Genomic DNA, 24320 nt, shown 5'->3' with positions numbered 1-24320 from the left:
CAGGGCAGACACTTGCCGACCAAACCAAGAGGGCACCATGGCCGCAGGCATGAAAAACCTATCCAAAACCTTTGTCTGGATTCTCATGGGCCTTCTGATGCTGGGTCTAGCCGGATTTGGTGCGACCAGCCTGACCGGGACCGTGCGCACTGTGGCGCAGGTTGGCGATGAAAGCGTTTCGGTCGACGAATACTTCCGCGAACTTCAGCGCGAAATCAGGGCGGTCGAGGCGCAAACCGGACAGCCAATGCAGATTTCGCAAGCGCATGATCTTGGATTGGACCAATTGGCCCTGTCGCGTCTGATTGCATTGGCCGCGCTGGACAATGAAGTCGGGCAGCTTGGCATTTCGATAGGCGACGAGAACCTGCAGAACGAGATCGTCCAGATACCCGCATTCCAGGGGGTGAACGGTACATTCGACCGCGAAGCCTATCGCTTTCAGCTTGAACAGGTCGGGATGAGCGATTCCGAGTTCGAATCGGATCTGCGCAAGGAATCGGCACGCACAATCGTGCAGGGTGCAGTCATGGGCGGGGTTGAGATGCCACGCACTATGACCGAAGCAATGGCGAACTATGTACTGGCCCGCCGCAGCTTTACCGTGGCGACGCTGTCCACAGACGCGTTGAAGACGCCAGTGGCAGAACCGACAGAAGATCAGATTCAGACATTCTATGACGAGAACACTGATCTGTTTACCCTGCCCCGCACCAAGCAACTGACGTATGCCATTTTGTCACCAGAGATGCTGCTTGATACGATTGAGATCGACGAAGACTCGTTGCGCCGCCTCTACGACCAGCGCGCAGAACAGTATTTCCAGCCCGAGCGCCGTTTGGTCGAACGCCTGACCTATCCCAGCGAAGAAGCCGCAACCGAGGCCTTGGCTCAGCTGGAGGTTGGTGGAGCAGATTTTGAACAACTGGTCCGCGATCGGCAACTTGAGCTGGGCGATGTAGATCTGGGTGACGTCACCCGCGAGGACCTTGGCGATGCCGCTGATGCTGTATTCGCTGCCGAGATCGACGATGTCGTTGGCCCACTCCCATCTGTTTTTGGTCCAGCCTTGTTCCGGATCAACGGATCACTGGCAGAAAACAATGTAACCTTTGAAGATGCTGAGCCCGAGTTGCGTGATGAACTTGCCTCAGATCGCGCGCGCCGTCAGATCGAGGCGCAGGCCGAGGACATCAACGACTTGCTTGCTGGCGGCGCAACGCTGGAAGAATTGGTCGATGAGACTGAATTGGAACTTGGCCAGATCGACTGGACCCAGCAAAGCGATGATGGCGTTGCCGCCTATGACGGCTTCCGTGCCGCTGCCGAAGCCGTGCAAGAGGGTGATTTTCCCGAAGTCGCGTTCCTCGAAGACGGTTCAATCTTTGCTTTGCGCCTGAATGAAGTGCTTGAGCCCCGCCCCGAACCGCTTGAAAATGCCCGAGGGCGGGTTGCTGAGGCCTGGACACAAGCAGAGACCGCGAAGGCGCTACAAAATCAGGCAAACTCGGTGCTGACCCGATTGGCGACGGATGGAGATTTCACGGCGACTGGCCTGCCCTTCCGGGTCGAAAACGCCCTGACGCGTACCGCGTTCCTTGAGGATACTCCGGTAGATTTCATGACACAGGTCTTCGAGCTCGAACCGGGTGAATTACGTGTCATTCCCGGAAACGGCACTGCCCTGATCGTGCGCTTGGATGAAGAGCTGCCACCGGCCGAGACCGACGAACAGCGTCAGATGCAGGATGCTCTTGCAGCACAGTTTGACCAGGCACTGGCGCAGAACATCTTTGATATCTATGTGCGCAACGCCCAGACTCGCGCGCGCCCTGTACTGGATCAGCAAGCGCTGAACGCTGTACGGTCAAGCTATTAAAGAGACAGCACATGGCCCTGACCCCGGAATTCGAAACTTTCGCGCGCGCCTATGACGCGGGTGAAAATCAGGTTGTCTATACCCGGCTTGCCGCCGATCTTGACACGCCCGTGTCCTTGATGCTCAAGCTGACGGGCGCACAAAAAGACGCCTTCATGCTCGAATCGGTGACAGGTGGCGAAGTGCGCGGTCGCTACTCGATCATTGGCATGAAACCCGATCTCGTCTGGCGGTGTCATGGCGAAACATCGGCCCTGAACCGGTCGGCCCGGTTTGATGCCGACGCGTTTCAGCCACAGGATGGCAACCCGATGGATAACCTGCGCGATTTGCTGGCCGAAAGCCGCATAGCGCTGCCGGATGACCTACCACAGGCGGCTGCCGGGCTGTTTGGCTATCTGGGCTATGACATGGTGCGGCTTGTGGAATACTTGCCGGATGTGAACCCCGACCCGCTGGGCCTGCCGGATGCGATCATGCTGCGGCCTTCGGTGATCGCCGTATTGGACGGTGTTAAAGGTGAGGTCACTGTGGTGTCTCCGGCCTGGGTCAGCGACGGACAATCCGCTAAGGCCGCATACGCACAAGCTGCAGAGCGTGTCATGGACGCTGTGCGTGATCTGGAGCGCGCAATGCCCGCCGAGACACGCGATCTGGGCGACGCGATTGAAGTTGGCGCTCCAGTATCCAACTTCACCAAATCGGGTTACATGGAGGCCGTTGAAAAGGCCAAGGAATATATCCGCGCAGGCGATATCTTCCAGGTTGTCCCGGCCCAACGCTGGACGCAGGACTTTCCGCAACCTCCGTTTGCCCTCTACCGGTCTTTGCGGCGTACGAATCCGTCGCCCTTCATGTTCTATTTCAACTTCGGTGGCTTTCAGGTTGTAGGCGCGAGCCCTGAAATCCTGGTCCGCGTCTTTGGGGATGAAGTCACGATCCGCCCAATCGCAGGCACTCGACCGCGAGGCGCAACGCCCGAGGAAGACAAGGCCAACGAAATCGATCTGCTTGCCGACAAAAAGGAACTGGCCGAGCACCTCATGCTGTTGGACCTTGGACGCAACGATACGGGCCGTGTGTCCAAGATCGGAACCGTCCGCCCCACCGAAGAGTTCATTATCGAACGCTACAGCCACGTGATGCACATCGTGTCGAACGTGGTCGGAGAACTTGCCGAAGACAAAGACGCGCTGGATGCCTTCTTTGCCGGGATGCCTGCGGGTACGGTCTCGGGCGCGCCAAAAGTGCGCGCGATGGAGATTATCGACGAGTTGGAGCCCGAAAAACGCGGCATCTACGGCGGCGGTGTCGGGTATTTCAGCGCTGGTGGCGACATGGACATGTGCATCGCATTGCGTACAGCCATCGTGAAAGACCACAAGCTTTATATTCAGGCTGGCGGTGGTGTTGTCTATGACAGCGACCCCGAGGCGGAATATATGGAGACCGTGCACAAATCGAACGCGATCCGACGCGCGGCGGCAGATGCGGCGCGTTTTACCGGCAGCGGAAACAGCTGAGAAAGCGGCAACAAGGTGTCGCTTTTACCCGTCCGTCAAGGCTTCGGAAGCACCTTTTTCGACCTCTTTCATCATCACGGCTGAGATCGGTGCCATCGCCACCCGGCTGCCGCGATCCTCAAGCCCCCACAGCAACAAGGCCGAAATCGTTTCGGGGCGCAATCGTCCAAGCATTACAACCGCACCCTCCTGCCCGGCGCGGAATGCGGCTTGATCTAGAAAGCGCCGCATTATCTTGGGATCCTGCTTGGCCCCATCGAAATCGCGGAATACGACGCTGGACGGAACGCCATTGCGGGCGGCGAGTTTCTGCGCAGTGTTCAGGCCGTTATCCTGTGTCACCAGACCACGGCCGGTGTCGCCAACAATGGCGGCGACCTGGTCCGCCAGTTTTCGGTTACCCTGAATACCGCTTTCGACGCCCTCTAGAATGCCTACTGTGTGTGGTAACTCATCCAACCACACCGACAAGGATACTTCTGCATCCTGAGCGCTGGCAGCTTCGTGCATGTCAATCATTGCCAGCACTTCAAAACCCGCTTCGCGATGGCGCGCCATCTTTTCGGCTGCATCCGGGTCTGACGGGCTGATGGCAAAGCTTAGCGGGTATGGAAAATCCTGAAGCGCCTCGACTCCAAATGCTCCTTCATCGTCGATCAAAATGATAGACATCAATGGCTTGGCTTCGGGGTTCTCAAAGATCGCGGCATGCGCTTCGATAGGTTTTGCCACCACCTCAGGCACTACCTCGGTTTGCTCAACGGGTGCGTCATCCCTTTCGGTCAGGGGTACGACACGTTTGCCGATCAGTGAATTAGAGCTCGCGGTCCCTTCCTCGCCAATTTGAGGCAGCGTTAGCACGCGCGGTTTGCTTACCGGGCGTGTATCTTCTTCGCCCTCAACGGCAATCGGGTTATCGTTCGGCACGCCCTCGGTTACCGGAACCTCAAAAGTTACGTCCGGCAATTCTTCGGTCTCGGGTTCCAATGCCGCCACTTGAGGTGCTTGTTCCTCAGGCGTTTCTTCTGCGATCCGGGGTTCAGGTACCGCTTCAGGCTCTGGTGCTGGAGGCGCGTCTGCAACCCTGGCCGGTTCAGCCTCTGGTCTGGGCGTTTCTGGTTCAGCAAGCGGCGGCGGCGGTGCTGTCGGCGCATCTGTCTGAACGGTCACCGCGGGTGTCGAAATTCCAGCAGGTGCTGCGGTGGCAACAGGCGAGTCACTTGACTGCGGAGGCGGCCCGGGCGCAAGCTCGACGTCTGCCAAACCATCAAGAGTATCTGACGATAGCTCCGGGCTTTCGGGACCCGATGGTGGCAACTCAACCAGATCTGCATCGACACCAGTGCTATCGACATTCGCTGTTTCAGGCGCATCAGGCGCATCAGCCACTTCGGGTGCTGTTGCCGCGACTTCTGGCTTGCGCGACAAGGGTGTGGACAGCGACAGGACCGCGCCCAATGCCAGGACAGAGACCGCACCAGCGATCAATCCACCATAAAATCCGCTCATCGAAATCTCGCCTCTCGCGTTGTTTCGTGCCTCAACCACCCAAACGCCATCTTCTGCGGCGCTCACTTGCACTGCGCCAAGTTGGGTATGTCCTCTTGACGCTGCCGCACAAGCCTGAGCATGTATGTCCCGACATTATACCGCGCTCAAGGGCTGCATCGCCAGTCTGAAATGCCGATAGGAAGATAAGTGCCCAAATGCTGCTGCTGATCGACAACTATGACTCGTTTACCTACAACCTCGTTCATTATCTGGGCGAACTTGGGGCCGAGATGGTCGTGCGCCGGAATGATGCGCTGGACGTACAGGAAGCGATGGCGATGAACCCGGCTGGCATTCTGCTGAGCCCCGGCCCCTGTGATCCCGATCAGGCAGGTATCTGCCTTGCGCTGACCGAAGCGGCAGCCGAAACGCAGACACCGCTGATGGGCGTCTGCCTGGGCCATCAAACCATTGGTCAGGTCTTTGGTGGCAAGGTCGTGCGATGCCATGAGATCGTGCATGGCAAGATGGGCACGATGAATCACACTGGCAAAGGTGTATTCGCTGGTTTGCCATCACCATTCGAGGCGACCCGCTACCACTCATTGGTCGTTGAACGCGAAAGCTTGCCCGAGTGCCTTGAGATCACCGCCGAACTTGAGGATGGCACCATCATGGGCTTACAGCACAAAGAGCTTCCCATTCACGGCGTCCAGTTCCATCCGGAATCCATCGCATCCGAGCACGGTCATGCCCTGCTCAAGAATTTCCTGAATGAAATGAAAGTCCCCGCATGAGCGATGCTCTGAAACCGCTGATCGGTGCTGCGGCCGATCGACCTTTGACCCGTGCTGAGGCTGAACAGGCTTTTGGTATCCTGTTTGACGGTGCCGCGACTCCAAGCCAGATCGGCGGATTGCTGATGGCGATGCGCACACGCGGTGAAACGGTGGACGAATACGCCGCTGCCGCTGCTGTAATGCGCGCCAAATGCAACGCTGTGAAAGCCCCGGCGGGAGCAATGGATATCGTGGGCACCGGTGGTGACGGCAAGGGAACGCTCAACATCTCGACGGCCACGGCCTTTGTAACGGCGGGTGCCGGTGTCACAGTTGCAAAACATGGCAACCGGAACCTAAGTTCGAAATCCGGTGCAGCCGATGCACTTGGTCAGCTTGGAATTAATGTGATGGTCGGCCCGGAAGTGGTTGAAAAGGCGTTACAAGAGGTCGGTATCGGTTTCATGATGGCGCCGATGCATCACCCTGCGATTGCCCATGTCATGCCTTCGAGGCAAGAACTTGGTACGCGCACGATATTCAACATTCTGGGTCCTCTCACCAACCCGGCTGGTGTGAAACGCCAACTGACCGGAGCGTTTAGCCGTGATCTGATCCGCCCAATGGCCGAAACTCTGGGCCTGCTGGGCGCCGAGCATGCCTGGTTGGTGCATGGTTCGGACGGGACCGACGAGTTGACGATTACAGGCGTCAGCTGGATCGCCTCCGTTGAGGACGGCGTTGTCAAAGAGGTCGAGCTTCACCCTGAAGACGCAGGTCTGCCAGTCCACCCATTCGAGGATATTGTTGGCGGGACACCGGAAGAAAACGCCATCGCATTCCGTGCCTTGCTGGACGGCCAGCCATCGGCCTACCGTGACGCTGTACTGCTGAATTCTGCTGCCGCACTTGTTGTCGCAGATGCCACCAGTGATCTGCGTGAAGGGGTGGCTATGGCCGCTGAAAGCATCGACAGCGGCAAAGCCCGTGAAAAGATCAACGCTCTGGCACGCATTACACAGGAAGCCGCATGACCGAGACCGTTCTGGACAGGATCAAAGCCTACAAACTAGAAGAAGTTGCCTCAGACAAGGCAGCCAAATCGCTGGAAACATTAGAGTCAGAGGCGCGCAATGCACCAGAGGTGCGGGGGTTTGCCGAAGCTCTGCACAAAGCCACGCGATCCGGCTATGGGCTGATTGCCGAGGTTAAAAAAGCCAGCCCATCCAAGGGATTGATCCGCGAAGATTTTAACCCACCTGCTCTGGCCCAAGCTTATGAAGCGGGAGGAGCTGCGTGCTTGTCGGTGCTGACCGATACACCTAGCTTTCAAGGGGCAAAGGAATTCCTGACTGAAGCCCGTGCAGCATGTTCTCTGCCCGCTTTGCGTAAAGATTTCATGTATGACCCCTATCAGGTGGTCGAAGCCCGTGCTCTGGGTGCGGACTGTATTCTGATCATCATGGCCTCGGTTGAAGATGCGCAAGCTTCAGAGCTTGAGCAGACAGCGTTCGATTGGGGTATGGATGTTCTGATCGAAGTACACGACGCCGAGGAGCTAGCGCGGGCGACACAGCTGAAAAGCCCTCTAATCGGGATAAACAACCGCAATCTCAAAACCTTCGAAACCACACTTGATACGACACGCCACCTGTCGAAGTTGGTTCCAGCAGATCGCACGATCGTGTGCGAAAGCGGTCTGAGTACGCCTGCTGACCTTGCTGATATCGCCCGCTATGGCGCGCGCTGCTTCCTGATTGGCGAAAGCCTGATGCGACAAGACGATGTGGCCAGCGCCACCCGTTCGCTACTGGCCAATCCACTCATCCCCGGAGTGATGTGATGCCACTGACGCATTTCGATGCCAAGGGCGAGGCACACATGGTGGATGTGTCCGATAAGGCCGTCACCGACCGGGTTGCAGTCGCCGCAGGTCACATCAGGATGGCACGGGAAACCTATGATATTATTTCAGAAGGTCGCGCCAAGAAAGGCGACGTTCTTGGTATTGCGCGTCTCGCTGGCATCATGGGCGCAAAGAAAACTCCGGACTTAATTCCGCTATGCCACCCTTTGCCCGTTACCAAAGTTGCGGTTGAGCTAACCCTGGATCCGGATCTTCCCGGCGTGCAGATCGAAGCCACCGTCAAAACTGCGGGACAAACTGGTGTCGAGATGGAGGCGCTGACGGCGGTCTCAACCGCCGCCCTGACTGTCTATGACATGACTAAAGCCGTGGATAAGGCAATGGAGATTGGCGGCATCCGAGTTCTTTTGAAAGACGGCGGTAAATCAGGTCGTTACGAGGCGTCATGATCTCCGTCGAAGACGCCCGAGCCCTATTGTTCGATCTGGTCACGCCCCTGTCTGCCGAAACGGTTCATCTTGCAGAGGCAGGTGGTCGCATCTTGGCGCAGGACGTCGCTGCGCCACGTGATCAACCCCCTTTTGCAGCGTCTTCGATGGACGGATATGCGGTGAAAGCGACCGAAGTTGAATTGCATGCGATGTTCAAAGTGATCGGCGAATCCGCAGCCGGAAAGCGCTTTGAAGGCACGGTCGGGCCCGGTCAAGCAGTGCGAATATTTACGGGTGCGCCGATGCCTGACGGCGCGGATTTCGTCGTTATTCAAGAAGATGTCGAGCGCCGAGACAGCCTGATCACCATCACTCACCCTCCCGGAGAAAAGACCAATGTCCGCCCTGCTGGCATAGATTTCGCCGTCGGCACCAAAATCATGGCCCCACGCCAGCTACGGCCCGAAGATATCGCGCTGTTGGCCGCAATGAATATCGCCTCCGTCCCTGTGACCCGAAAACCTGTGGTGGCATTGATAACAACGGGCAATGAACTGGTGATGCCCGGCGAGACGCCTGGGCCCGATCAAATCATCGCGTCAAACACGTTTGGCCTGAAAGCGCTCCTTGAAAACAACGGTGCGCATGTGCGCATGCTACCGATCGCACAAGACACGGTAGGCTCTCTGGAAACGGCTTTTGGTCTGGCGCAAGGCGCAGACCTTGTAGTGACCATCGGCGGCGCGTCGGTCGGAGAATACGATCTGGTTGCAGATGTCTCGGAAGGCCTAGGGCTGGAGCAGTCGTTCTACAAAATCCGCATGCGTCCCGGTAAGCCACTAATGGCTGGACGCCTCGGCGACGCAGCAATGGTTGGCCTGCCCGGCAATCCGGTTAGCGCAATGGTCTGTGGGTATCTTTTTCTGGTTCCGATGGTGCGGCGCATGCTGGGAATAGAACAGGTACTTCCACCTCTGCAGCAGGCCCAGCTGACGGCACCACTCACTGATAACGGCGGGCGCGAACACTATATGCGCGCGATTGTGGACAGAGATGGCATTCGGGCTTGTGACGATCAGGACAGCTCACTCCTAAGTGTTTTGGCACATGCAAACGCATTGCTGGTAAGACAGCCCAATGATCCCGCGCGCCCTGTCGGTGATAAGGTCACCTACCTGCCCATCTAGCAAATCCGTTGACACAAAACGTGAACATGCGTAGAACAAAAGAAAACGCATGAGCGATGAGGTGCGAGCGATGCTGACCAAGAAGCAATTGGATTTGCTGGAATTCATCCACAAACGCGTGCAAGCGGACGGTGTTCCGCCCAGTTTTGATGAAATGAAGGCTGCGTTGGACCTGCGTTCCAAATCCGGGATCCATCGACTGATCACGGCGCTGGAAGAACGTGGCTTTATCCGCCGCCTTGCTCACCGGGCACGCGCCATTGAAATCGTCAAGCTTCCCGAAAGCCTTGGTGGTGAGCCGACGGCGGGCTTCAAACCCCGCGTGATTGAAGGTGACCGGCCCGATGGGGCCCGCCCAGCGAACTTCGAACCCGTCACCGTTGATGCGATGGAACTGCCTGTCATGGGGCGGATCGCGGCCGGTGTCCCAATCGAAGCGATAAGCCATGTTTCGCACCGCGTGGCGGTGCCGGGCTCGATGATTTCAGGCAGCAGTGAACATTACGCGCTTGAAGTGCGGGGCGACTCGATGATCGACGCCGGAATCAACGATGGCGATGTTGTCGTGATCCGTGAAACCAAGGCGGCAGATAACGGGGATATCGTCGTGGCTCTGGTTGAAGATCAGGAAGCCACGTTAAAGCGCTTTTTCCGTCGCGGTCAGGCCATTGCACTTGAAGCTGCAAACCCGGCTTATGAGACGCGTGTGTTGCCTGAGGACAAGGTGAAAGTACAGGGTCGGTTGGTTGGTTTGATCCGTAGCTACTGACGGGGTTGAGGTGACCATAGGCGGCGTCCTGAAGCCTCTGAACTGGTGAGCAAACTCCCTTTGGAAATGGCAAGACTGCCTGTGCTTCGCAGTGTATCCGGGTCATAGATCCGACACGCACCTGTCAGAGACAACGAAACAGACGCGATAATAATTTGATCTGGCCGGCACTCTTCAAAGGCAAGCGCAGCGCGTTTGCCTGTTAGGTGCACTAGCTCTTTGTCACCCAGCAGATAACGTTGGACACCGCCTGAGGACTCAGGCCAGCGCTTCGCCGCCTTTGGCTGATCCGCGTCGTCTCCGTCATTCTCCAACCAAACCGATGCGACAAAACCGCTGCCTTTTGGTTTACTCAGCGCACGGCCTTGATCGGTCATCACGCCGACGAGCCCTCCGGTATCTGCGATCAGAACATCAGGACGGCTCCCCTGCCCCCACATCGCAATAGCGACCACCGCCGGGGCCAATCCAATCCATCGCGTGCGCCCTTGCCACAGGATCAACCAGAGGAAAGACACTGCTGTAACGGGCAGTACAAATGCGCCTGGGCTAACAACAAATCCCCGCGCACCTTCAAGTCCCGAAACCCAGGACGCAACCGCAAGGATCCAATTCAGCCCCAAACCCATCACGTGCAGTGCGATCGCCTCAAGCCCGAATGGCGCAAGAAGTGCTGCGACAACGGCACTCGGGACGACCAGAGTGCCCATCACCGGGACCGAGACGAGGTTTGCGATTAATCCATAGTGGGACACGGTGTTGAAATGAGCCGCCCCGATGGGGGCAGTTGCGATCCCCGCGATGGCCGATGAAATCAACAAGGCCAACACCGGCCGCATCCAGAGTGGACCGGGCATTGGACCATAGTCTCTCAAGGCTCCGAAACCCGCGACCAGAGCGGTCGTCGCAGCAAATGACATCTGGAACCCGGGGCTCAGCAGTGTTTCAGGGCGCAGTACCAATACGATCAATGCGGCAACGGCCACCGCCCGCAGCGAGATCGCACGGCGATCCAGCATCACGGCTCCTAGCATGACGCAAACCATGACAAATGCGCGCTCGGTCGCGACGTTTCCGCCAGAGAGAAATAAATAGATAGTGGCAGCGACTAAGGCGCAGATCGCTGCCATTTTTCGTACAGGCAAACGCAGGGCCAGCATAGGCACCATCGACAATCCGATGCGGCATGCCACGAATACAAAACCAGTCAGCAAGCCCATATGCAATCCAGAGATCGCCAGAAGATGCGCCAGATTTGAGGCACGCAAGGACTCAAGCGAGGCCTTGCTCATACCGCTGCGATCCCCTGTGGTGACGGCGGCAGCAAATCCGCCGATCTCGCCAGGCAAAATTGCACGAACTCTGTCCGAGATCGCCATACGCCACGCCGTAATACGAACGCCGCTTTGTCCATCGCGAGCCGGGGCCGAAGACAAAACTGGAACACGGGTATATCCAACTGCGCCAAGCCTTTGGAACCAAGCGTGGCGGCGAAAATCAAATCCACCCGGTTCGACCGGACCTTGCGGCGGAGAAAGGTGCGCGGTGGTCATGATCCGCTGACCCGGGGACAACGCAACAGTATCGCCATGTATCGAAAGTCGGATGCGCCCGGGCCTTTGATCAGCGGGAATATCGACAATCCGCACCTGATCCAGCATAACCCGCAGCGCATCCGACGCAGAGCGGTCCAGCGCTATGACCCTCCCCTCGACCGGGCCATAATAGCGCCATTGCAAGACTGGCTCTGCAACCATATGGGCCCGCGTTCCGGCCAGCAGGAAACCCAACGCAATCAGCGTCATCCCGATGGGCAACGGACGCCAGGCCTCTCTCAGCCAAAGACTGGAACCAATCGCCAACAACACAAACGCAATGACCATTGCGTACACGCCCGCGCCGGGTTCAAACCTCAGGCTAAAGTACCAGCCGATCCCGACCGCAAGACAGACCGGAGACCACGGGAACAGATATCCCCGCTGGATCAGCAATGCGGTCTCGACCCATGTCAGAACACGCATGGTTGCCCCCGTCCTTCGGGCTGGGTAGATAGTCGCCAAACTATGCCCGCTAAGGTTACCAAAAGGTTAATCCACACAATGTCCGATCAGGTCGTCACTCGCTTTGCCCCTTCTCCCACCGGATTTCTGCATATCGGTGGCGCGCGCACCGCTCTGTTCAACTGGCTCTATGCGCGGGGCCGCGGGGGCAAGTTCCTGTTACGGATCGAAGATACAGATCGGGAACGTTCGACTCCGGAAGCAACGGCCGCGATCCTGCAGGGTATGAAGTGGTTGGGGCTGGACCACGACGGGGACGTTATCAGCCAATTCGAAGGTGCCGCCCGTCATGCCGAGGTTGCGCGTCAGTTGCTTGCTGAGGGCAAGGCCTACAAGTGCTATTCGACCCAAGAGGAAATCGCTACGTTCCGCGAACAGGCGCGCGCCGAAGGTAAGTCGACGCTGTTTCGCAGCCCATGGAGGGATGCCGACCCAGCCACGCACCCAGATGCCCCCTATGCGATCCGCATCAAAGCGCCGCAGGAGGGTTCCACCGTGATCCGCGATCAGGTGCAGGGCGACGTGACCATTCGCAACGATCAGCTTGATGATATGATCCTGCTGCGCTCGGATGGTACGCCGGTCTACATGCTGGCGGTTGTGGTCGATGATCACGATATGGGCGTGACTCATGTGATCCGGGGAGACGACCACCTCAACAACGCTGCCCGTCAGATGATGATCTATGAGGCGATGGGGTGGGACATCCCGGTCTGGGCGCATATCCCGCTAATACACGGCCCGGATGGAAAAAAACTTAGCAAACGCCACGGCGCATTGGGTGCGCAGGAATATCAAGCCATGGGCTATCCTGCCGCGGGGATGCGCAATTATTTGGCGCGCCTTGGTTGGAGCCATGGAGACGATGAATTCTTTACTGATGCTCAAGCCAAAGAGTGGTTTGATCTGGAAGGGATCGGCAAAAGTCCCGCACGGTTTGATTTGAAGAAACTGGAAAACCTATGCGGACAACATATTGCCATAGGAGAGGATGCTGCGTTGCAGCAGGAAATCCAGGATTATCTGTCTGCAGCAAACAAATCACAGCTGACCGAAACAAAATCGAGTGATCTAGTGCGTGCGATGTATTGCCTCAAGGATCGAGCGCGCACTTTCCCCGAACTCCTTGATAAAGCCCATTTTGTTCTGACGTCCAGACCTATCCAACCCGACGAGAAGGCGGCTAAGGCCCTGACGTCAGTATCCGACGGTATACTGAATGAATTGACGCCGCATCTGCAAAATGCTAGCTGGTCTCGGAACGAACTGGAGGAGACCCTGAATTCGTTCGCAGAGGCGAACGGGGTTAAGTTCGGCAAATTGGCCGGCCCGCTGCGGGCCGCGCTGGCAGGCCGGGCAGTTACACCTTCGGTATTTGACATGATGCTTGTGCTTGGGCGGAATGAAACCCTGGCGCGGCTTGATGATGCAGCGAACCCAGACTGATTTCACATTCGGGTAATGCTGCTCCACTAAGAACGAACTGCGCGACACCACGCAGTCGTTGCCTGCTTTGACGGACAGCGATCCGGCAACTGTACGAATGAGGAAGGGATAAACATGACCGAGAGCCAACAAACAGCCAAACTGACTGTCCACGGCGAAAGCTACGATCTGCCGGTATTTTCTCCGACTGCGGGGCCCGACGTGATCGACATTCGTAAGCTCTATGGTCAAGCTGGTGTATTCACTTATGATCCGGGTTTCACGTCGACGGCGAGCTGCGACAGCACCATCACTTTTATTGACGGCGACAAGGGCGAACTCCTGCACCGCGGTTATCCGATTGAGCAGATCGCATCGAAATCTCACTTCCTCGAACTCAGCTATCTGCTGCTTTATGGCGAACTGCCATCGGCAAAAGATCTGGAGAAATTCGAGACTACCATCACGCGCCACACAATGCTGCACGAGCAAATGCAGTATTTCTACCGCGGTTTCCGTCGCGATGCGCATCCGATGGCCATCATGGTCGGCGTGGTCGGCGCCATGTCTGCCTTCTATCACGATTCGACCGACATTTCGGATCCGCGTCAACGCGAGATTGCGTCTCATCGCCTGATTGCAAAGATGCCGACGATCGCGGCTTGGGCTTATAAGTACCATATTGGGCAGCCCTTCGTGTACCCGCGCAATGATCTGGACTATGCGTCGAACTTCCTGCAAATGTGTTTCGCAGTTCCTGCAGAAGATTATGAGGTGAACCCGATTCTGGCCCGCGCCATGGATCGTATCTTCATGCTGCAGGCGGACCACGAACAGAACGCATCGACATCGACGGTACGTCTGGCGTCTTCGTCTGGTGCGAACCCGTTCGCCTGTATCGCGGCGGGCATCGCTTGCCTCTGGGGTCCGGCCCATGGCGGCGCAAACCAGGCCTGCCTTGAAATGCTGGAAGAGATCGGCAGCGTAGACCGCATCCCCGAGTTCATTGAACGCGCCAAGGACAAAGACGATCCGTTCCGCCTGATGGGCTTTGGCCACCGCGTTTACAAAAACTTCGATCCGCGCGCGACTGTGATGAAACAGTCTGCAGATGAGGTTCTTGATCTGTTGGGTATTGACGATAACCCTAAACTTCAGGTCGCCAAGGCGCTTGAAAAGCAGGCCCTGGAAGATCCATATTTCATCGAAAAGAAACTCTTCCCGAATGTCGACTTCTATTCGGGCATTGTGATGGAAGCTATGGGTTTCCCAACCTCGATGTTTACTCCGATCTTTGCATTGTCGCGTACGGTTGGCTGGGTCAGCCAGTGGAAGGAAATGATTGCCGATCCACAAAACAAGATCGGTCGTCCGCGTCAGTTGTATCTGGGCGCGACAAGTCGCGACTACGTAGATATCGAAAACCGCTGATCGGTGACAGAAGTTGAAATGAAGGCCCCGGCTAGCCGGGGTCTATTCTGTTCCTAGCGTTACCTAAAAGAAACCGTTCTGAGGCAATCTTGGACTAGCGCCTTGTTCGTTCTTTTCGCGGCACGCCAGTCAACCTAGTGTTGCTGCGTCCAGCAATAAGATTCCGGTTATCATGCGTTCCGTCCTTGTGTTCCTTTTGCTGCTGTTTGCACAGACCGCCGCCGCACAAAGCCTGCTTGAAAGAGCTTTTGAACAGCAGCAGCAGGAAAATGCTGCTGGCTCGCTTGCGATTTTGGGGCTGGCTGGCATCCCGGACGATTCTGCCAGTGCAATTTCGTTGCAATCGAACACGGATAATCGCGACTACGATTTCAAATCCGCACAGCTGGGTGGCGGATTTCGTCTTGCCGAAGGCGTACCGATCTATCTCGAGGGCTACATCGGATACGCGCGCTATGATCCCGTTCTGACCTTCAGCGGCACCGGAGAAACTAATCGTGTACCTCTGAAATGGACCAGCCTCGCCCTCACTGGTGGAGTCGGCTATCAATTTGACATTGGGGAGTTTTGGAAACTGACTCCGATGGCCCATATTTCGGTCGGGCGCACGCAATCCGATGCATCGATAGGGGCGCAAGCCATTGCCAACCGCCTTGGCCTTGACCGAGATTACCTTGATAGCGGTGGTATCTGGGCTGGTGGCGCGGGTGGCTCGATGACAGTTGCGTACGAGAAGTCGCTATCTAATGATCGGGAGTTCGAAGCAAGCCTGCGCTATACGCATATCGAATATTGGCCTATCGGCGACAACGAAGACCTATTGGTTGAATCGACCGCCGCGAATGCCGTCCTTTGGTCACGATATCGTTTTCCAACGGGTAAACGTATGTTCGGGCGCCCGGTTCGATGGGTTGGTGATCTGTCGGTATCCTATCTGATCGGGGATCAGGCACTGGTGCTGGGCACGGATTGGCTGGCCCGCGTCGGTGGCGGGATTGAGGTTGATCTATCCGATACCTGGGTGCCCTGGGTATCAACGACACGTTTCATGGTCCGCTATTATGGAAGCGATACGGTAAACGGTTTCTCGGCCGGAATCGGTATCAGCTTCTGACTCATGAATTCAGAATAAACTTAACTGATCACCAGACTGGGGCGGTGGCGCGAAATCCGCACAATTCAGCGGCGGTAGGTCTACGGCGAGCCCCAGCCGTTTCACGGCGGCGCTGAACCGTTGCGCAATCATTTCGGCATAAGTCCCCTCGCCCCGCATTCGATGACCCCAACGCGGATCATACTCTTTTCCTCCATGCATCTCCCGTAGCCGCGCCATGACCTTCTCGGCCCTGCCTGGCTGATGCTCGGTCAGCCATTCCCGCCACAGCTCGGACACTTCGCGCGGCAGCCGCAACATAATCCAGCTTGCGGCGTCCGCACCCGCCTGCTTGCCGGCCTCCAACAGCTTCTCAAGCTCATGATCGGTTAATCCCGGCACGACAGGAGAGGTCATAACGCGCACCGGTATACCTGCTTCGGTCAGGACGCGAATCGTGCGCAACCTGCGCAGTGGAGAAGGTGCACGTGGCTCCATCTGACGGGAAAGATTAGCGTCCAGAGTGGTCAGCGAAATCCCGACCCGCACAAGACCGTTGCGGGCCATGGGCGCTAGAATATCGAGATCACGTTCGATCAATGTACCTTTTGTCACGATGCCGATTGGATGCTGAAAATCACTCAACACCTGAAGACAGCCTCTTGTTATCTCGCGGCTTTTCTCAATCGGTTGATATGGATCGGTGTTAGTGCCCAACGCAATCGTAGCCACCTTATAGCGTCGCGCAGAAAGCTCCCGTCGCAATATCTCTGCGGCATTGGGGCGTGCGATCAGACGTGTTTCAAAATCCAACCCTGGCGACAGGCCTAGATATGCATGGGTTGGCCGGGCAAAACAATAAACGCAACCATGCTCGCAACCCCGATATGGATTGATCGAACGATCAAAAGGTAAATCCGGTGATTGGTTGTAGGTGATCAGACTGCGGGCCACTTCGTCCTGAACTTCGGTCCGCAGCGGAGGTAGATCTTCGGACAAATCCCACCCATCCTCGGTCAGCTCGGTCAAATACTTCTCGAATCGACCTGCTGAATTTGATGCCGCTCCCCGGCCCGGATGGTTCATTCTTACGGCCATTTGTTCACCATATGTTCCGATTGTCAGTACTAATTTAAGCTGGGCCCAATGGCAAGGATTACACCTGCTTCATATCCGACCACCTTGAGGCGTTTTTGAAATCGGTCTGCGCGAAGGAAATCAGAACAAATGAAACAAATGCAGGATGATCTTGCAGAATTCGAGGTCGCCCGACGCCAAAATTCGGCCTATAGGTCGGTCTCGGAACGACCTAGGTCGCAATCGTCACAGTAGTCCTGCGACGAAATGGCCAAAACGGAAAAAATGCCACCACGGGCCGCGAGCCCGCACAGCTCAGGGAAATACCCATGTCTGATGAAGAAGACATCGTCCTGTCCGAACTGAATGACGACGAACTCGTCGAACAGATGTTCGATGACCTTTATGACGGCCTGAAGGAAGAAATCGAAGAAGGTGTGAACATCCTGCTCGAGCGCGGATGGCAACCCTACGACATCCTGACCAAAGCGCTGGTTGGTGGCATGACAATTGTCGGCCACGACTTCCGCGACGGCATCCTGTTCGTTCCCGAAGTTCTGTTGGCCGCCAACGCCATGAAAGGCGGCATGGCAATCCTGAAGCCATTGCTGGCTGAAACCGGCGCTCCGCGTGTTGGTAAGATGGTTATCGGCACGGTCAAAGGCGACATCCATGACATCGGCAAGAACCTTGTTGCGATGATGATGGAAGGCGCTGGATTTGAGGTGGTCGATATCGGCATCAACAACCCGGTCGAAAACTATCTGGAAGCGCTTGAAAACGAACAGCCCGACATTTTGGGCATGTCCGCCCTACTGACCACGACTATGCCTTACATGAAGGTGGTAATCGACACGCTGGTCGAACAGGGCCTGCGTGATGAATACACCGTTCTGGTTGGCGGCGCACCGCTGAACGAAGAGTTCGGCAAGGCGATCGGTGCTGACGGCTATTGCCGTGACGCAGCCGTGGCGGTGGAAATGGCCAAGGACTTCATGTCGCGCAAGCACAACCAACTGGCCGGCTAAGGCACGCGACCATACCGTGAGACAGGCCGTCCTTTCTGGGGCGGCCATTTTTGTCCAAAGCCTGACAAATATATAGTTGCCAACCAGAGAGATTACATGACCGACGCGCCGATACCAGATGATGACAGCCTGACCCGTCAGGGTTACGCCACTCCGCGCGCAGCCGAGTCGATTCTGCTGATCGCATGCGGGGCGCTTGCTCGTGAAATTCTGGATCTCAAGGAACGGAATGGCTGGGATCATATGGCTCTGACCTGCCTACCCGCAATTCTGCATGTACACCCCGAGAAAATCACGCAAGCGGTCGAGGATGCGATCGCCAAACACCGGGATTCATACGACCGAATCTATGTTGTATATGCCGATTGCGGAACCGGAGGCCTGCTGCAGACTGCATGTGAACGTCTGGGCGTCGAGATGATTCAAGGGCCCCACTGCTATTCTTTTTTCGAAGGGAATCTGGCATTTGCCGCACATGGCGACGATGAAACCACTGCGTTTTACTTAACCGATTTCCTCGCCCGGCAGTTTGACGCATTTGTATGGAAACCGCTTGGTCTGGATAGACACCCGGAACTGCGCGAGATGTATTTCGGAAATTACACCAAACTCGTTTATCAAGCACAGACCGACAACCCGGATCTCACACGTCGCGCACAAGAATGTGCCGAACGGATGGGACTGGAATTCGAGCGTCGGCAGACCGGATACGGTGACTTGGAAATGACGCTTTCGGATTGGGCAACACGCAAGGCTACATGAAGATCAGGCGCTGGCCAACGCGACCTCGCGAATGCGTTCAATCATGGCACGTAGCCCGTTTGAACGTTGCGCAGACAAGTGCTCCTGCAGCCCCAGCCTGGCAAGTTCTCCTCCGGCGTCGACCTTTGGCACATCGGCTACCGGCAAGCCGTTGTAAAGCGTGCGTAATACCGCAATCAGGCCCCGCACGATCAGCGCATCGCTGTCCCCGTCAAATTTGAATTGTCCATTCTCGATGCTGGGATGCAGCCAGACTTGGCTGGCACAGCCATTCACTTTGGTCGCGGGAACCTTGAACGCATCATCCAGCGGTTCCATCGCCTTACCCTGCTCGATGACATGACGATAGCGGTCTTCCCAGTCTTCCAGAAACTCGAAATCTTCGACTATCTCTTCAAAGGCTGGCGTTGCCATGGCTGGTCTGTCCTTGCGTTACGCGATCACATTTGTGAACTAGGCTCAGCTTCCCCTTCTGTCCAGCCCCAGTGTGGCTTTTCAAGATGCTGAAATTGCGGTAACCCAGTGCGGGTAAAGTTGCGCAAAGTGTTGGGTCCATGCACAAATCTCTGACTGTTCTTCTGCTCTCCGCCACTGTTCTTTCCGCCTGTAACAGTTGGAGCAACTCTCGGGCGAACCCATCGAACTGGTTTGGCAGCAGCACACCTGCCCCATCAGAGGTTTCAGCCAGCGACGCAGATGCGTTGGTTCCACGTCAAAACAACGGTAAGGGCCTGTTGGCGCGGCCTGAAATTGAAGACAATAGCGTCCCAATCGCGGTCATCAACGAATTGCGTGTCGACCCCACACCTTCAGGCGCGATCATATACGCAGCTGGTACCGCCATTCGGCAGGGCGCATATAATGCGCAACTTGCCCGAGTAAGGTCCGAAGAACTTACCAAGAATGGCATTTTGGAATATACATTCCGCGTGGATTATCCCGACTATGCAACCGTTCAGGGAAACGAACGCTCTAGAATGGTTTCTGAAGCTGTAAACGTCAGCGCTCAAGAACTGGAAGGCATCCGCATGGTCCGTGTCAAAGGCCAGCAGAACGCGCTAGAATCACGTCGCCGTTAAAGCGCAACCACATCCACAGCTTGCCCCTTGGCTGCCAGCGCAATCTTGCCCTCGCAAAGCTTGAGTGCATCCTCGCCAAATACCTCGAAACGCCAGCCGGACATGGCTGGAACATCGCGCTCACCAGCGGCGATCTGGTCCAGATCAGCGCTGGACGCAATCAGTTTTGCGGCGACGCCTGCGCTTTCGGTCTTTGATTTCAGCAAAACGCGCAGAAGATCGGCGAGGGCCGGATTCACTTTCAGCTTGTCACGGCTATTGTCTACCTTTGGCAACTGATCTTGCGGGCAGTTCACACCTCTTTTTACTGCCGCCAGGATACCGTCAGCGATCGCCCCTTTGCGGGCCTCTCGCAACAGCAAACGTGATCCACCAAGATCAGAGGGCGTTTTAGGCTTAGTCGACGCCATTTCGATTAGTGCATCGTCCTTGAAAACACGGCTACGAGGCACATTGTTCTCTTGCGCATGGGCTTCTCGGAACTGAGCCAGCTCTTTCACTACTGCCAGAAATTTAGCGGAATTTGTGCGTGTTTTGACCCTGCGCCACGCTTCTTCAGGACGAATGTCATATGTCTCGGGCCGTGTTAGAATACGAAGCTCTTCAACGACCCAGTGATCCCGCTTGCTCTTTTTCAACTCAGTAGACAGATGTTCATAGATTTTCCGAAGATGGGTTACGTCTGCCAGCGCATAGTTTTTTTGCGCGTCCGTCAATGGACGCCGCGACCAGTCGGTGAAACGCGATGTCTTATCAACGCCTTCTCTGCATATTTTCCGGACAAGTGTCTCATAACCGACTTGCTCACCAAAGCCACAAACCATCGCGGCAACCTGAGTGTCGAACAGCGGTGTCGGAAAGACGCCAGCGTCGACCCAGAAAATTTCCAGATCCTGCCGAGCCGCGTGGAATACTTTGACAACGCTTTCGTTCCGGAACAGGTCATACAAAGGCTCAAGCGACAAATCCTCAGCCAAGGGATCGACTAGAACAGCACTGCCCTCATCCTCGGACGGCACCGCGAGCTGAACCAGGCAGAGCTTTGAATAATAAGTCCGTTCGCGCAGAAATTCGGTATCAACAGTGACATAAGGATATTGTGCAGCAGCCGTGCAGAAGGCGGCCAGCTCTTGCGTCGTAGTCAGGGTTTTCATGCGCGGTGCTGTTCTTGCTTTTGTTTCTTGTGACTGCCCGTGTCGTGCTTGTCCCGAGCGATATGCGACCATAAGACGATTACCCTACGCGTGTAAATCGCCGCGCAGATTCAAGGCAACAGAACTGGGTCTTTGTTGCCCATACAATACCGGCGCAGGACCTCAGGATAGAGTTTATGTTCCTGTACCAACACGCGATTGGCAAGTTCTTCTGGCGTATCCCCTGCCCTTACCTCCACGCGCGCCTGTCCCAGAACCGGGCCGTCATCCAGCGCGGCTGTTACTTCGTGTACGGTGCAACCATGTTCGGAATCACCCGCCTCGATGGCGCGGGCATGCGTGTTCAGACCTTTATACTTCGGCAACAGCGAAGGGTGGATGTTCAGCATTCGCCCTTGGAAGCGAGAAACAAAATCGCCGGTTAGAACGCGCATGAAACCGGCCAAACACACAATATCTGGCTGCGAAGCCAGCAGCGGCTTGAGCAGTTCCGCCTCGAACGCGGCGCGATCTTTACCGAAAGGTCGGTGATCGACGGAGGCAGTCTTTATTCCACGCTCTGCGGCCTTTGTCAGCCCTCCGGCTTCAGGGTCGTTCGACAGCACCAAGCAAGGCCGGCCGGCATGGTCCCCGATCATGCTATCGACCAGCGACAGCATGTTTGATCCACCACCAGAAATCAGGATCGCGACGCGCTTGTGACTCACAGCAGCTTGCCTGAGTACGCGACGCCGGGTGTTTCGGTGACAGATCCGATCCGGGCAACGGTTTCACCAGCTTCGGACAGCAGTGCTTCCAGTTTGTCAGCATCCTCAGCCGCGCAGACCACGATCATGCCGATACCGCAATTGAAGGTTTTCAACATCTCGGATTCGGCGATGCCGCCAGTTTCGACCATCCATTTGAACACAGGCGGCAAGTCCCAAGCGCTCAGATCGATCTCGGCCCCCAGCCCGTCGGGCAATACGCGCGGCAGGTTTTCGGTGAGGCCGCCGCCAGTGATATGAGCAAGCGCATGGATGCCCCCTGCCCGGATCGCCTGCAGCGCCGGTTTCACATACAGCCGCGTGGGGGTCAGCAGAGCCTCACCCAATGTTCCGCCACCGAAAGGCGACTCTGCATCCCAGCCCAGCCCCGACATCTCGACCAGTTTGCGCACCAGAGAATAGCCGTTGGAATGCACACCGTTCGAGGCCAGCCCAAGCAGCACATCCCCGTCTTGCACACCCTCGGGCAGGGTCGCGCCGCGCTCCATTGCACCGACCGAGAACCCGGCCAGATCGAAATCGCCATCGGGATACATACCCGGCATCTCGGCGGTTTCGCCTCCGATCAGGGCGCAGCCAGATTGGACACACCCCTCGGCGATGCCTTCGATAATCCGTGCTGCGGTATCGGTGTCCAGCTTACCGGTGGCAAAATAATCCAGGAAAAACAGCGGCTCAGCGCCTTGGCAGATCAGATCGTTGACGCACATCGCCACCAGATCGATGCCCACGCCATCGACAACGCCGGTGTCAATCGCAATCCGCAGCTTGGTGCCCACACCATCGGTTGCGCCCACCAAAATCGGGTCTTCATACCCAGCCGCCTTTAGATCAAACAGAGCGCCAAACCCGCCTAGCCCACTCACAACGCCCGAGCGGTTGGTGCGCTTGGCCGCAGGCTTGATCCGATCGACCAGAGCGTTGCCCGCATCGATATCCACACCTGCATCGGCGTAGGTGATTCCGTTCTTGCCCGCTGTCATGGCCAATCCCTTATGAGTGCTTTGCGCGCGGGTTATTCGATTGTGGGCGATGTTGCAACGGTCAGGCTTGACGCGGGCTGCCATCGTGATACGCAAGGCGCATCGGCGGGCCTGTAGCTCAATTGGTTAGAGCAGAGCGCTCATAACGCTTTGGTTGGGGGTTCGAGTCCCTCCGGGCCTACCACATCACCGCCCTATCACGATATCTGCGCATAAACCGCCCAATTTTTCGCTGCTGCCCAGCCGAAGGATGCCGCCGTGTACACGGGCGATGTCGGCGACGATGGCAAGGCCCAACCCAACACCGCTGCCCTGATTCTGGTTCCGAGCCGGGTCCAGGCGCGTGAAAGGTTTGACCGCCTCAGTACGCTGTTCAATTGGTATACCGGGGCCGTCATCCTCGACTCGGACACGGATCGATTTCGGTGTCATCGACAGACTAACCTCAGCCCTTGAACCATAGCGGATAGCGTTTCCAATCAAATTTTCCACCGCGCGGCGCATTGCCGACGGGCGCAACATAACAGTCCCCTGCCCCTCGACCGATACCAGTTCAACCTGCTGACCTGCGCGTTGCGCGTCATCGACAATCTGACTCAGCCAAATCTCGGGCTCGACCGCCTCAGGTGTGCTTTCTGCAGTCCCGCTTGAAAAGTCCAGAAACGCATCTAGTAGCGATTGCATTTCATCCACATCCTGCAACAGCGGGGCTGCCTCATCCTCGGGCAACAATGACAACCCCAGCTTCAGACGCGTCAAAGGCGTCCGCAGATCGTGGCTGACGCCAGACAACATCAAAGTGCGCTGTTCAATCTGCCTTTCGATTCGGGAGCGCATATCAACAAAAGCGTTGCCCGCCGCACGCACTTCGATTGCCCCGCCAGGAGAGTAAGGCACCACGCGACCCCGGCCGAACGCCTGCGCCGCATCTGCGAGCCGGGTAATCGGCCGCAGTTGGTTGCGCATGTATAAAAATGAGATCGTGGTGATCAACGCCGCAAAGAACACCATCGTAACGATAAGCTGGTGCGGTGCCGTGGGTGACAGGCGCCGTCGATCAAATTTCAATTCCAAAGTGCCAAGATGCGTGCTCAGATAAAGCCGCACCTCCTGTCCATTCGGCAGTGCGACGTCTTGCATTTGAGGCACCAACACCCGCATTTCAGCATCGACTTGTGGTGCGATGAAATCATACCAACGACGCTTTCCAACCACCGGTTCTTGGTACAGCGGCAGAAAACGAGCCGTCATATTCAATGCCGACAGATCAGGCCGTGCGGCAGCCAGCGCCTGCTGCTGCGTCTCTGCACCCTCCATCACGTTCAATATAAGCGTGACCTCACGGGCTGCCGTTCGCGTCATCTGTGCGGTCACTTCCTCGAGATGCTTTTGCAAAAAAGCGATCGCCACAACCAAGAGTACAACGATGACCGGTAGCACCAGGATAAGTGCAGCCCGCGCGTAAAGGCTGCGCGGCATATAGGGTTTGAGCCATTGGGTCGACATGCGCTAAACCTAGCGGGCTGCCTGGACAA

Annotated in this window: 22 protein-coding genes and 1 tRNA gene; 15 read left to right on the top strand and 8 right to left on the bottom strand. The window is 56.7% G+C overall.

What is annotated here, in order from left to right:
* Window positions 1-37 precede the first annotated feature (37 nt).
* Window positions 38-1879 (top strand): peptidyl-prolyl cis-trans isomerase, encoded by a 1842-nt coding sequence (locus ACR0IU_RS00175; protein ID WP_480714842.1) that lies wholly within the window; start codon window positions 38-40, stop codon window positions 1877-1879.
* Between the two features lie 11 nt (window positions 1880-1890).
* The gene (gene trpE, locus ACR0IU_RS00170) at window positions 1891-3402 is read left to right on the top strand and encodes an anthranilate synthase component I (protein WP_170470570.1); all 1512 of its coding nucleotides are present in this window, start codon (window positions 1891-1893) and stop codon (window positions 3400-3402) included.
* A gap of 24 nt (window positions 3403-3426) precedes the next feature.
* Here trpE and ACR0IU_RS00165 read toward each other — a convergent pair whose 3' ends face one another.
* Window positions 3427-4911 carry a divergent polysaccharide deacetylase family protein gene (locus ACR0IU_RS00165; protein ID WP_480714841.1) on the bottom strand — a complete coding sequence of 495 codons (1485 nt, stop codon included), beginning with the start codon at window positions 4909-4911 and terminating at the stop codon, window positions 3427-3429.
* A 197-nt stretch (window positions 4912-5108) separates the two neighbouring features.
* On the opposite strand from ACR0IU_RS00165, the gene ACR0IU_RS00160 reads away from it, so the two are divergent.
* From ACR0IU_RS00160 to lexA, 6 genes are all read left to right on the top strand, one after another.
* Window positions 5109-5690, top strand: coding sequence for an anthranilate synthase component II (locus ACR0IU_RS00160; protein WP_170470574.1), 582 nt, complete (start codon window positions 5109-5111; stop codon window positions 5688-5690).
* Window positions 5687-6706, top strand: coding sequence for an anthranilate phosphoribosyltransferase (trpD, locus tag ACR0IU_RS00155; RefSeq protein WP_260026231.1), 1020 nt, complete (start codon window positions 5687-5689; stop codon window positions 6704-6706). The genes ACR0IU_RS00160 and trpD overlap by 4 nt, the downstream gene beginning before the upstream one ends.
* The gene (trpC, locus tag ACR0IU_RS00150) at window positions 6703-7515 is read left to right on the top strand and encodes an indole-3-glycerol phosphate synthase TrpC (RefSeq protein ID WP_480714840.1); all 813 of its coding nucleotides are present in this window, start codon (window positions 6703-6705) and stop codon (window positions 7513-7515) included. Before trpD ends, trpC begins: the two co-directional genes overlap by 4 nt.
* Complete coding sequence (gene moaC / locus ACR0IU_RS00145) at window positions 7515-7988, top strand: cyclic pyranopterin monophosphate synthase MoaC (protein WP_480714839.1); 474 nt, start codon at window positions 7515-7517, stop codon at window positions 7986-7988. Before trpC ends, moaC begins: the two co-directional genes overlap by 1 nt.
* Complete coding sequence (locus tag ACR0IU_RS00140) at window positions 7985-9157, top strand: molybdopterin molybdotransferase MoeA (protein ID WP_480714838.1); 1173 nt, start codon at window positions 7985-7987, stop codon at window positions 9155-9157. Before moaC ends, ACR0IU_RS00140 begins: the two co-directional genes overlap by 4 nt.
* A 70-nt stretch (window positions 9158-9227) precedes the next feature.
* Window positions 9228-9926, top strand: a complete 699-nt coding sequence (gene lexA, locus ACR0IU_RS00135; RefSeq protein WP_480715281.1) for a transcriptional repressor LexA — start codon at window positions 9228-9230, stop codon at window positions 9924-9926.
* On the opposite strand, the gene ACR0IU_RS00130 is transcribed toward lexA, so the two are convergent.
* On the bottom strand, window positions 9920-11947 hold the full coding sequence (locus tag ACR0IU_RS00130) for a ComEC/Rec2 family competence protein (protein WP_480714837.1): 2028 nt from the start codon (window positions 11945-11947) through the stop codon (window positions 9920-9922). The genes lexA and ACR0IU_RS00130 overlap by 7 nt on opposite strands.
* 78 nt (window positions 11948-12025) lie before the next feature.
* Between ACR0IU_RS00130 and gltX the strand changes: the two genes are divergently transcribed.
* From gltX to ACR0IU_RS00115, 3 genes are all read left to right on the top strand, one after another.
* On the top strand, window positions 12026-13432 hold the full coding sequence (gene gltX, locus ACR0IU_RS00125) for a glutamate--tRNA ligase (RefSeq protein WP_480714836.1): 1407 nt from the start codon (window positions 12026-12028) through the stop codon (window positions 13430-13432).
* 114 nt (window positions 13433-13546) lie between these two features.
* Window positions 13547-14842: a citrate synthase gene (gene gltA, locus ACR0IU_RS00120; protein WP_170470587.1), complete on the top strand. Its 1296-nt coding sequence runs from the start codon at window positions 13547-13549 to the stop codon at window positions 14840-14842.
* A gap of 172 nt (window positions 14843-15014) precedes the next feature.
* Window positions 15015-15956 carry an autotransporter outer membrane beta-barrel domain-containing protein gene (locus ACR0IU_RS00115; protein ID WP_480714835.1) on the top strand — a complete coding sequence of 314 codons (942 nt, stop codon included), beginning with the start codon at window positions 15015-15017 and terminating at the stop codon, window positions 15954-15956.
* 9 nt (window positions 15957-15965) lie between these two features.
* On the opposite strand, the gene ACR0IU_RS00110 is transcribed toward ACR0IU_RS00115, so the two are convergent.
* Window positions 15966-17033 carry a PA0069 family radical SAM protein gene (locus ACR0IU_RS00110; RefSeq protein WP_480714834.1) on the bottom strand — a complete coding sequence of 356 codons (1068 nt, stop codon included), beginning with the start codon at window positions 17031-17033 and terminating at the stop codon, window positions 15966-15968.
* A 308-nt stretch (window positions 17034-17341) separates the two neighbouring features.
* Here ACR0IU_RS00110 and ACR0IU_RS00105 point away from each other — a divergent pair, with 308 nt between their 5' ends.
* Both ACR0IU_RS00105 and ACR0IU_RS00100 read left to right on the top strand, forming a co-directional pair.
* On the top strand, window positions 17342-18040 hold the full coding sequence (locus tag ACR0IU_RS00105; RefSeq protein WP_170392964.1) for a corrinoid protein: 699 nt from the start codon (window positions 17342-17344) through the stop codon (window positions 18038-18040).
* Window positions 18041-18136: 96 nt separating this feature from the next.
* The gene (locus tag ACR0IU_RS00100; protein WP_480714833.1) at window positions 18137-18802 is read left to right on the top strand and encodes a DUF1638 domain-containing protein; all 666 of its coding nucleotides are present in this window, start codon (window positions 18137-18139) and stop codon (window positions 18800-18802) included.
* Window positions 18803-18805: 3 nt separating this feature from the next.
* On the opposite strand, the gene ACR0IU_RS00095 is transcribed toward ACR0IU_RS00100, so the two are convergent.
* A complete protein-coding gene (locus tag ACR0IU_RS00095) occupies window positions 18806-19216 on the bottom strand; it encodes a SufE family protein (RefSeq protein WP_010440293.1) in 411 nt (136 codons plus the stop codon).
* A 140-nt stretch (window positions 19217-19356) separates the two neighbouring features.
* Between ACR0IU_RS00095 and ACR0IU_RS00090 the strand changes: the two genes are divergently transcribed.
* Entirely contained in the window at window positions 19357-19881 is a 525-nt protein-coding gene (locus ACR0IU_RS00090; RefSeq protein WP_010440294.1) for a hypothetical protein, read from the top strand.
* Here the strand turns inward: ACR0IU_RS00090 and rnd are convergent.
* The 3 genes from rnd to purM form a co-directional block, all read right to left on the bottom strand.
* On the bottom strand, window positions 19878-21035 hold the full coding sequence (gene rnd, locus ACR0IU_RS00085) for a ribonuclease D (protein WP_480714832.1): 1158 nt from the start codon (window positions 21033-21035) through the stop codon (window positions 19878-19880). The genes ACR0IU_RS00090 and rnd overlap by 4 nt on opposite strands.
* Before the next feature lie 110 nt (window positions 21036-21145).
* Complete coding sequence (gene purN / locus ACR0IU_RS00080; protein WP_480714831.1) at window positions 21146-21742, bottom strand: phosphoribosylglycinamide formyltransferase; 597 nt, start codon at window positions 21740-21742, stop codon at window positions 21146-21148.
* The gene (purM, locus tag ACR0IU_RS00075) at window positions 21739-22785 is read right to left on the bottom strand and encodes a phosphoribosylformylglycinamidine cyclo-ligase (protein WP_480714830.1); all 1047 of its coding nucleotides are present in this window, start codon (window positions 22783-22785) and stop codon (window positions 21739-21741) included. The genes purN and purM overlap by 4 nt, the downstream gene beginning before the upstream one ends.
* 107 nt (window positions 22786-22892) lie before the next feature.
* Here purM and ACR0IU_RS00070 point away from each other — a divergent pair.
* Window positions 22893-22969: transfer RNA gene (locus tag ACR0IU_RS00070), tRNA-Ile, on the top strand.
* Window positions 22970-22971: 2 nt separating this feature from the next.
* On the opposite strand, the gene ACR0IU_RS00065 is transcribed toward ACR0IU_RS00070, so the two are convergent.
* Window positions 22972-24291: an ATP-binding protein gene (locus ACR0IU_RS00065; RefSeq protein ID WP_480714829.1), complete on the bottom strand. Its 1320-nt coding sequence runs from the start codon at window positions 24289-24291 to the stop codon at window positions 22972-22974.
* Between the last annotated feature and the right edge of the window lie 29 nt (window positions 24292-24320).

The sequence above is a fragment of the Ruegeria sp. CL5 genome, from assembly GCF_056536485.1.
The sequence above is the reverse complement of the archived record's forward strand: the minus strand, read 5'-3'. Positions and strand labels throughout refer to the sequence as shown.

Coding starts and splice junctions, on each gene's coding strand:
- ACR0IU_RS00175 (WP_480714842.1), top strand. CDS start 38: ATGGCCGCAGGCATGAAAAACCTATCCAAAACCTTTGTCTGGATTCTC.
- trpE (WP_170470570.1), top strand. CDS start 1,891: ATGGCCCTGACCCCGGAATTCGAAACTTTCGCGCGCGCCTATGACGCG.
- ACR0IU_RS00165 (WP_480714841.1), bottom strand. CDS start 4,911: ATGAGCGGATTTTATGGTGGATTGATCGCTGGTGCGGTCTCTGTCCTG.
- ACR0IU_RS00160 (WP_170470574.1), top strand. CDS start 5,109: ATGCTGCTGCTGATCGACAACTATGACTCGTTTACCTACAACCTCGTT.
- trpD (WP_260026231.1), top strand. CDS start 5,687: ATGAGCGATGCTCTGAAACCGCTGATCGGTGCTGCGGCCGATCGACCT.
- trpC (WP_480714840.1), top strand. CDS start 6,703: ATGACCGAGACCGTTCTGGACAGGATCAAAGCCTACAAACTAGAAGAA.
- moaC (WP_480714839.1), top strand. CDS start 7,515: ATGCCACTGACGCATTTCGATGCCAAGGGCGAGGCACACATGGTGGAT.
- ACR0IU_RS00140 (WP_480714838.1), top strand. CDS start 7,985: ATGATCTCCGTCGAAGACGCCCGAGCCCTATTGTTCGATCTGGTCACG.
- lexA (WP_480715281.1), top strand. CDS start 9,228: ATGCTGACCAAGAAGCAATTGGATTTGCTGGAATTCATCCACAAACGC.
- ACR0IU_RS00130 (WP_480714837.1), bottom strand. CDS start 11,947: ATGCGTGTTCTGACATGGGTCGAGACCGCATTGCTGATCCAGCGGGGA.
- gltX (WP_480714836.1), top strand. CDS start 12,026: ATGTCCGATCAGGTCGTCACTCGCTTTGCCCCTTCTCCCACCGGATTT.
- gltA (WP_170470587.1), top strand. CDS start 13,547: ATGACCGAGAGCCAACAAACAGCCAAACTGACTGTCCACGGCGAAAGC.
- ACR0IU_RS00115 (WP_480714835.1), top strand. CDS start 15,015: ATGCGTTCCGTCCTTGTGTTCCTTTTGCTGCTGTTTGCACAGACCGCC.
- ACR0IU_RS00110 (WP_480714834.1), bottom strand. CDS start 17,033: ATGGCCGTAAGAATGAACCATCCGGGCCGGGGAGCGGCATCAAATTCA.
- ACR0IU_RS00105 (WP_170392964.1), top strand. CDS start 17,342: ATGTCTGATGAAGAAGACATCGTCCTGTCCGAACTGAATGACGACGAA.
- ACR0IU_RS00100 (WP_480714833.1), top strand. CDS start 18,137: ATGACCGACGCGCCGATACCAGATGATGACAGCCTGACCCGTCAGGGT.
- ACR0IU_RS00095 (WP_010440293.1), bottom strand. CDS start 19,216: ATGGCAACGCCAGCCTTTGAAGAGATAGTCGAAGATTTCGAGTTTCTG.
- ACR0IU_RS00090 (WP_010440294.1), top strand. CDS start 19,357: ATGCACAAATCTCTGACTGTTCTTCTGCTCTCCGCCACTGTTCTTTCC.
- rnd (WP_480714832.1), bottom strand. CDS start 21,035: ATGAAAACCCTGACTACGACGCAAGAGCTGGCCGCCTTCTGCACGGCT.
- purM (WP_480714830.1), bottom strand. CDS start 22,785: ATGACAGCGGGCAAGAACGGAATCACCTACGCCGATGCAGGTGTGGAT.
- ACR0IU_RS00065 (WP_480714829.1), bottom strand. CDS start 24,291: ATGTCGACCCAATGGCTCAAACCCTATATGCCGCGCAGCCTTTACGCG.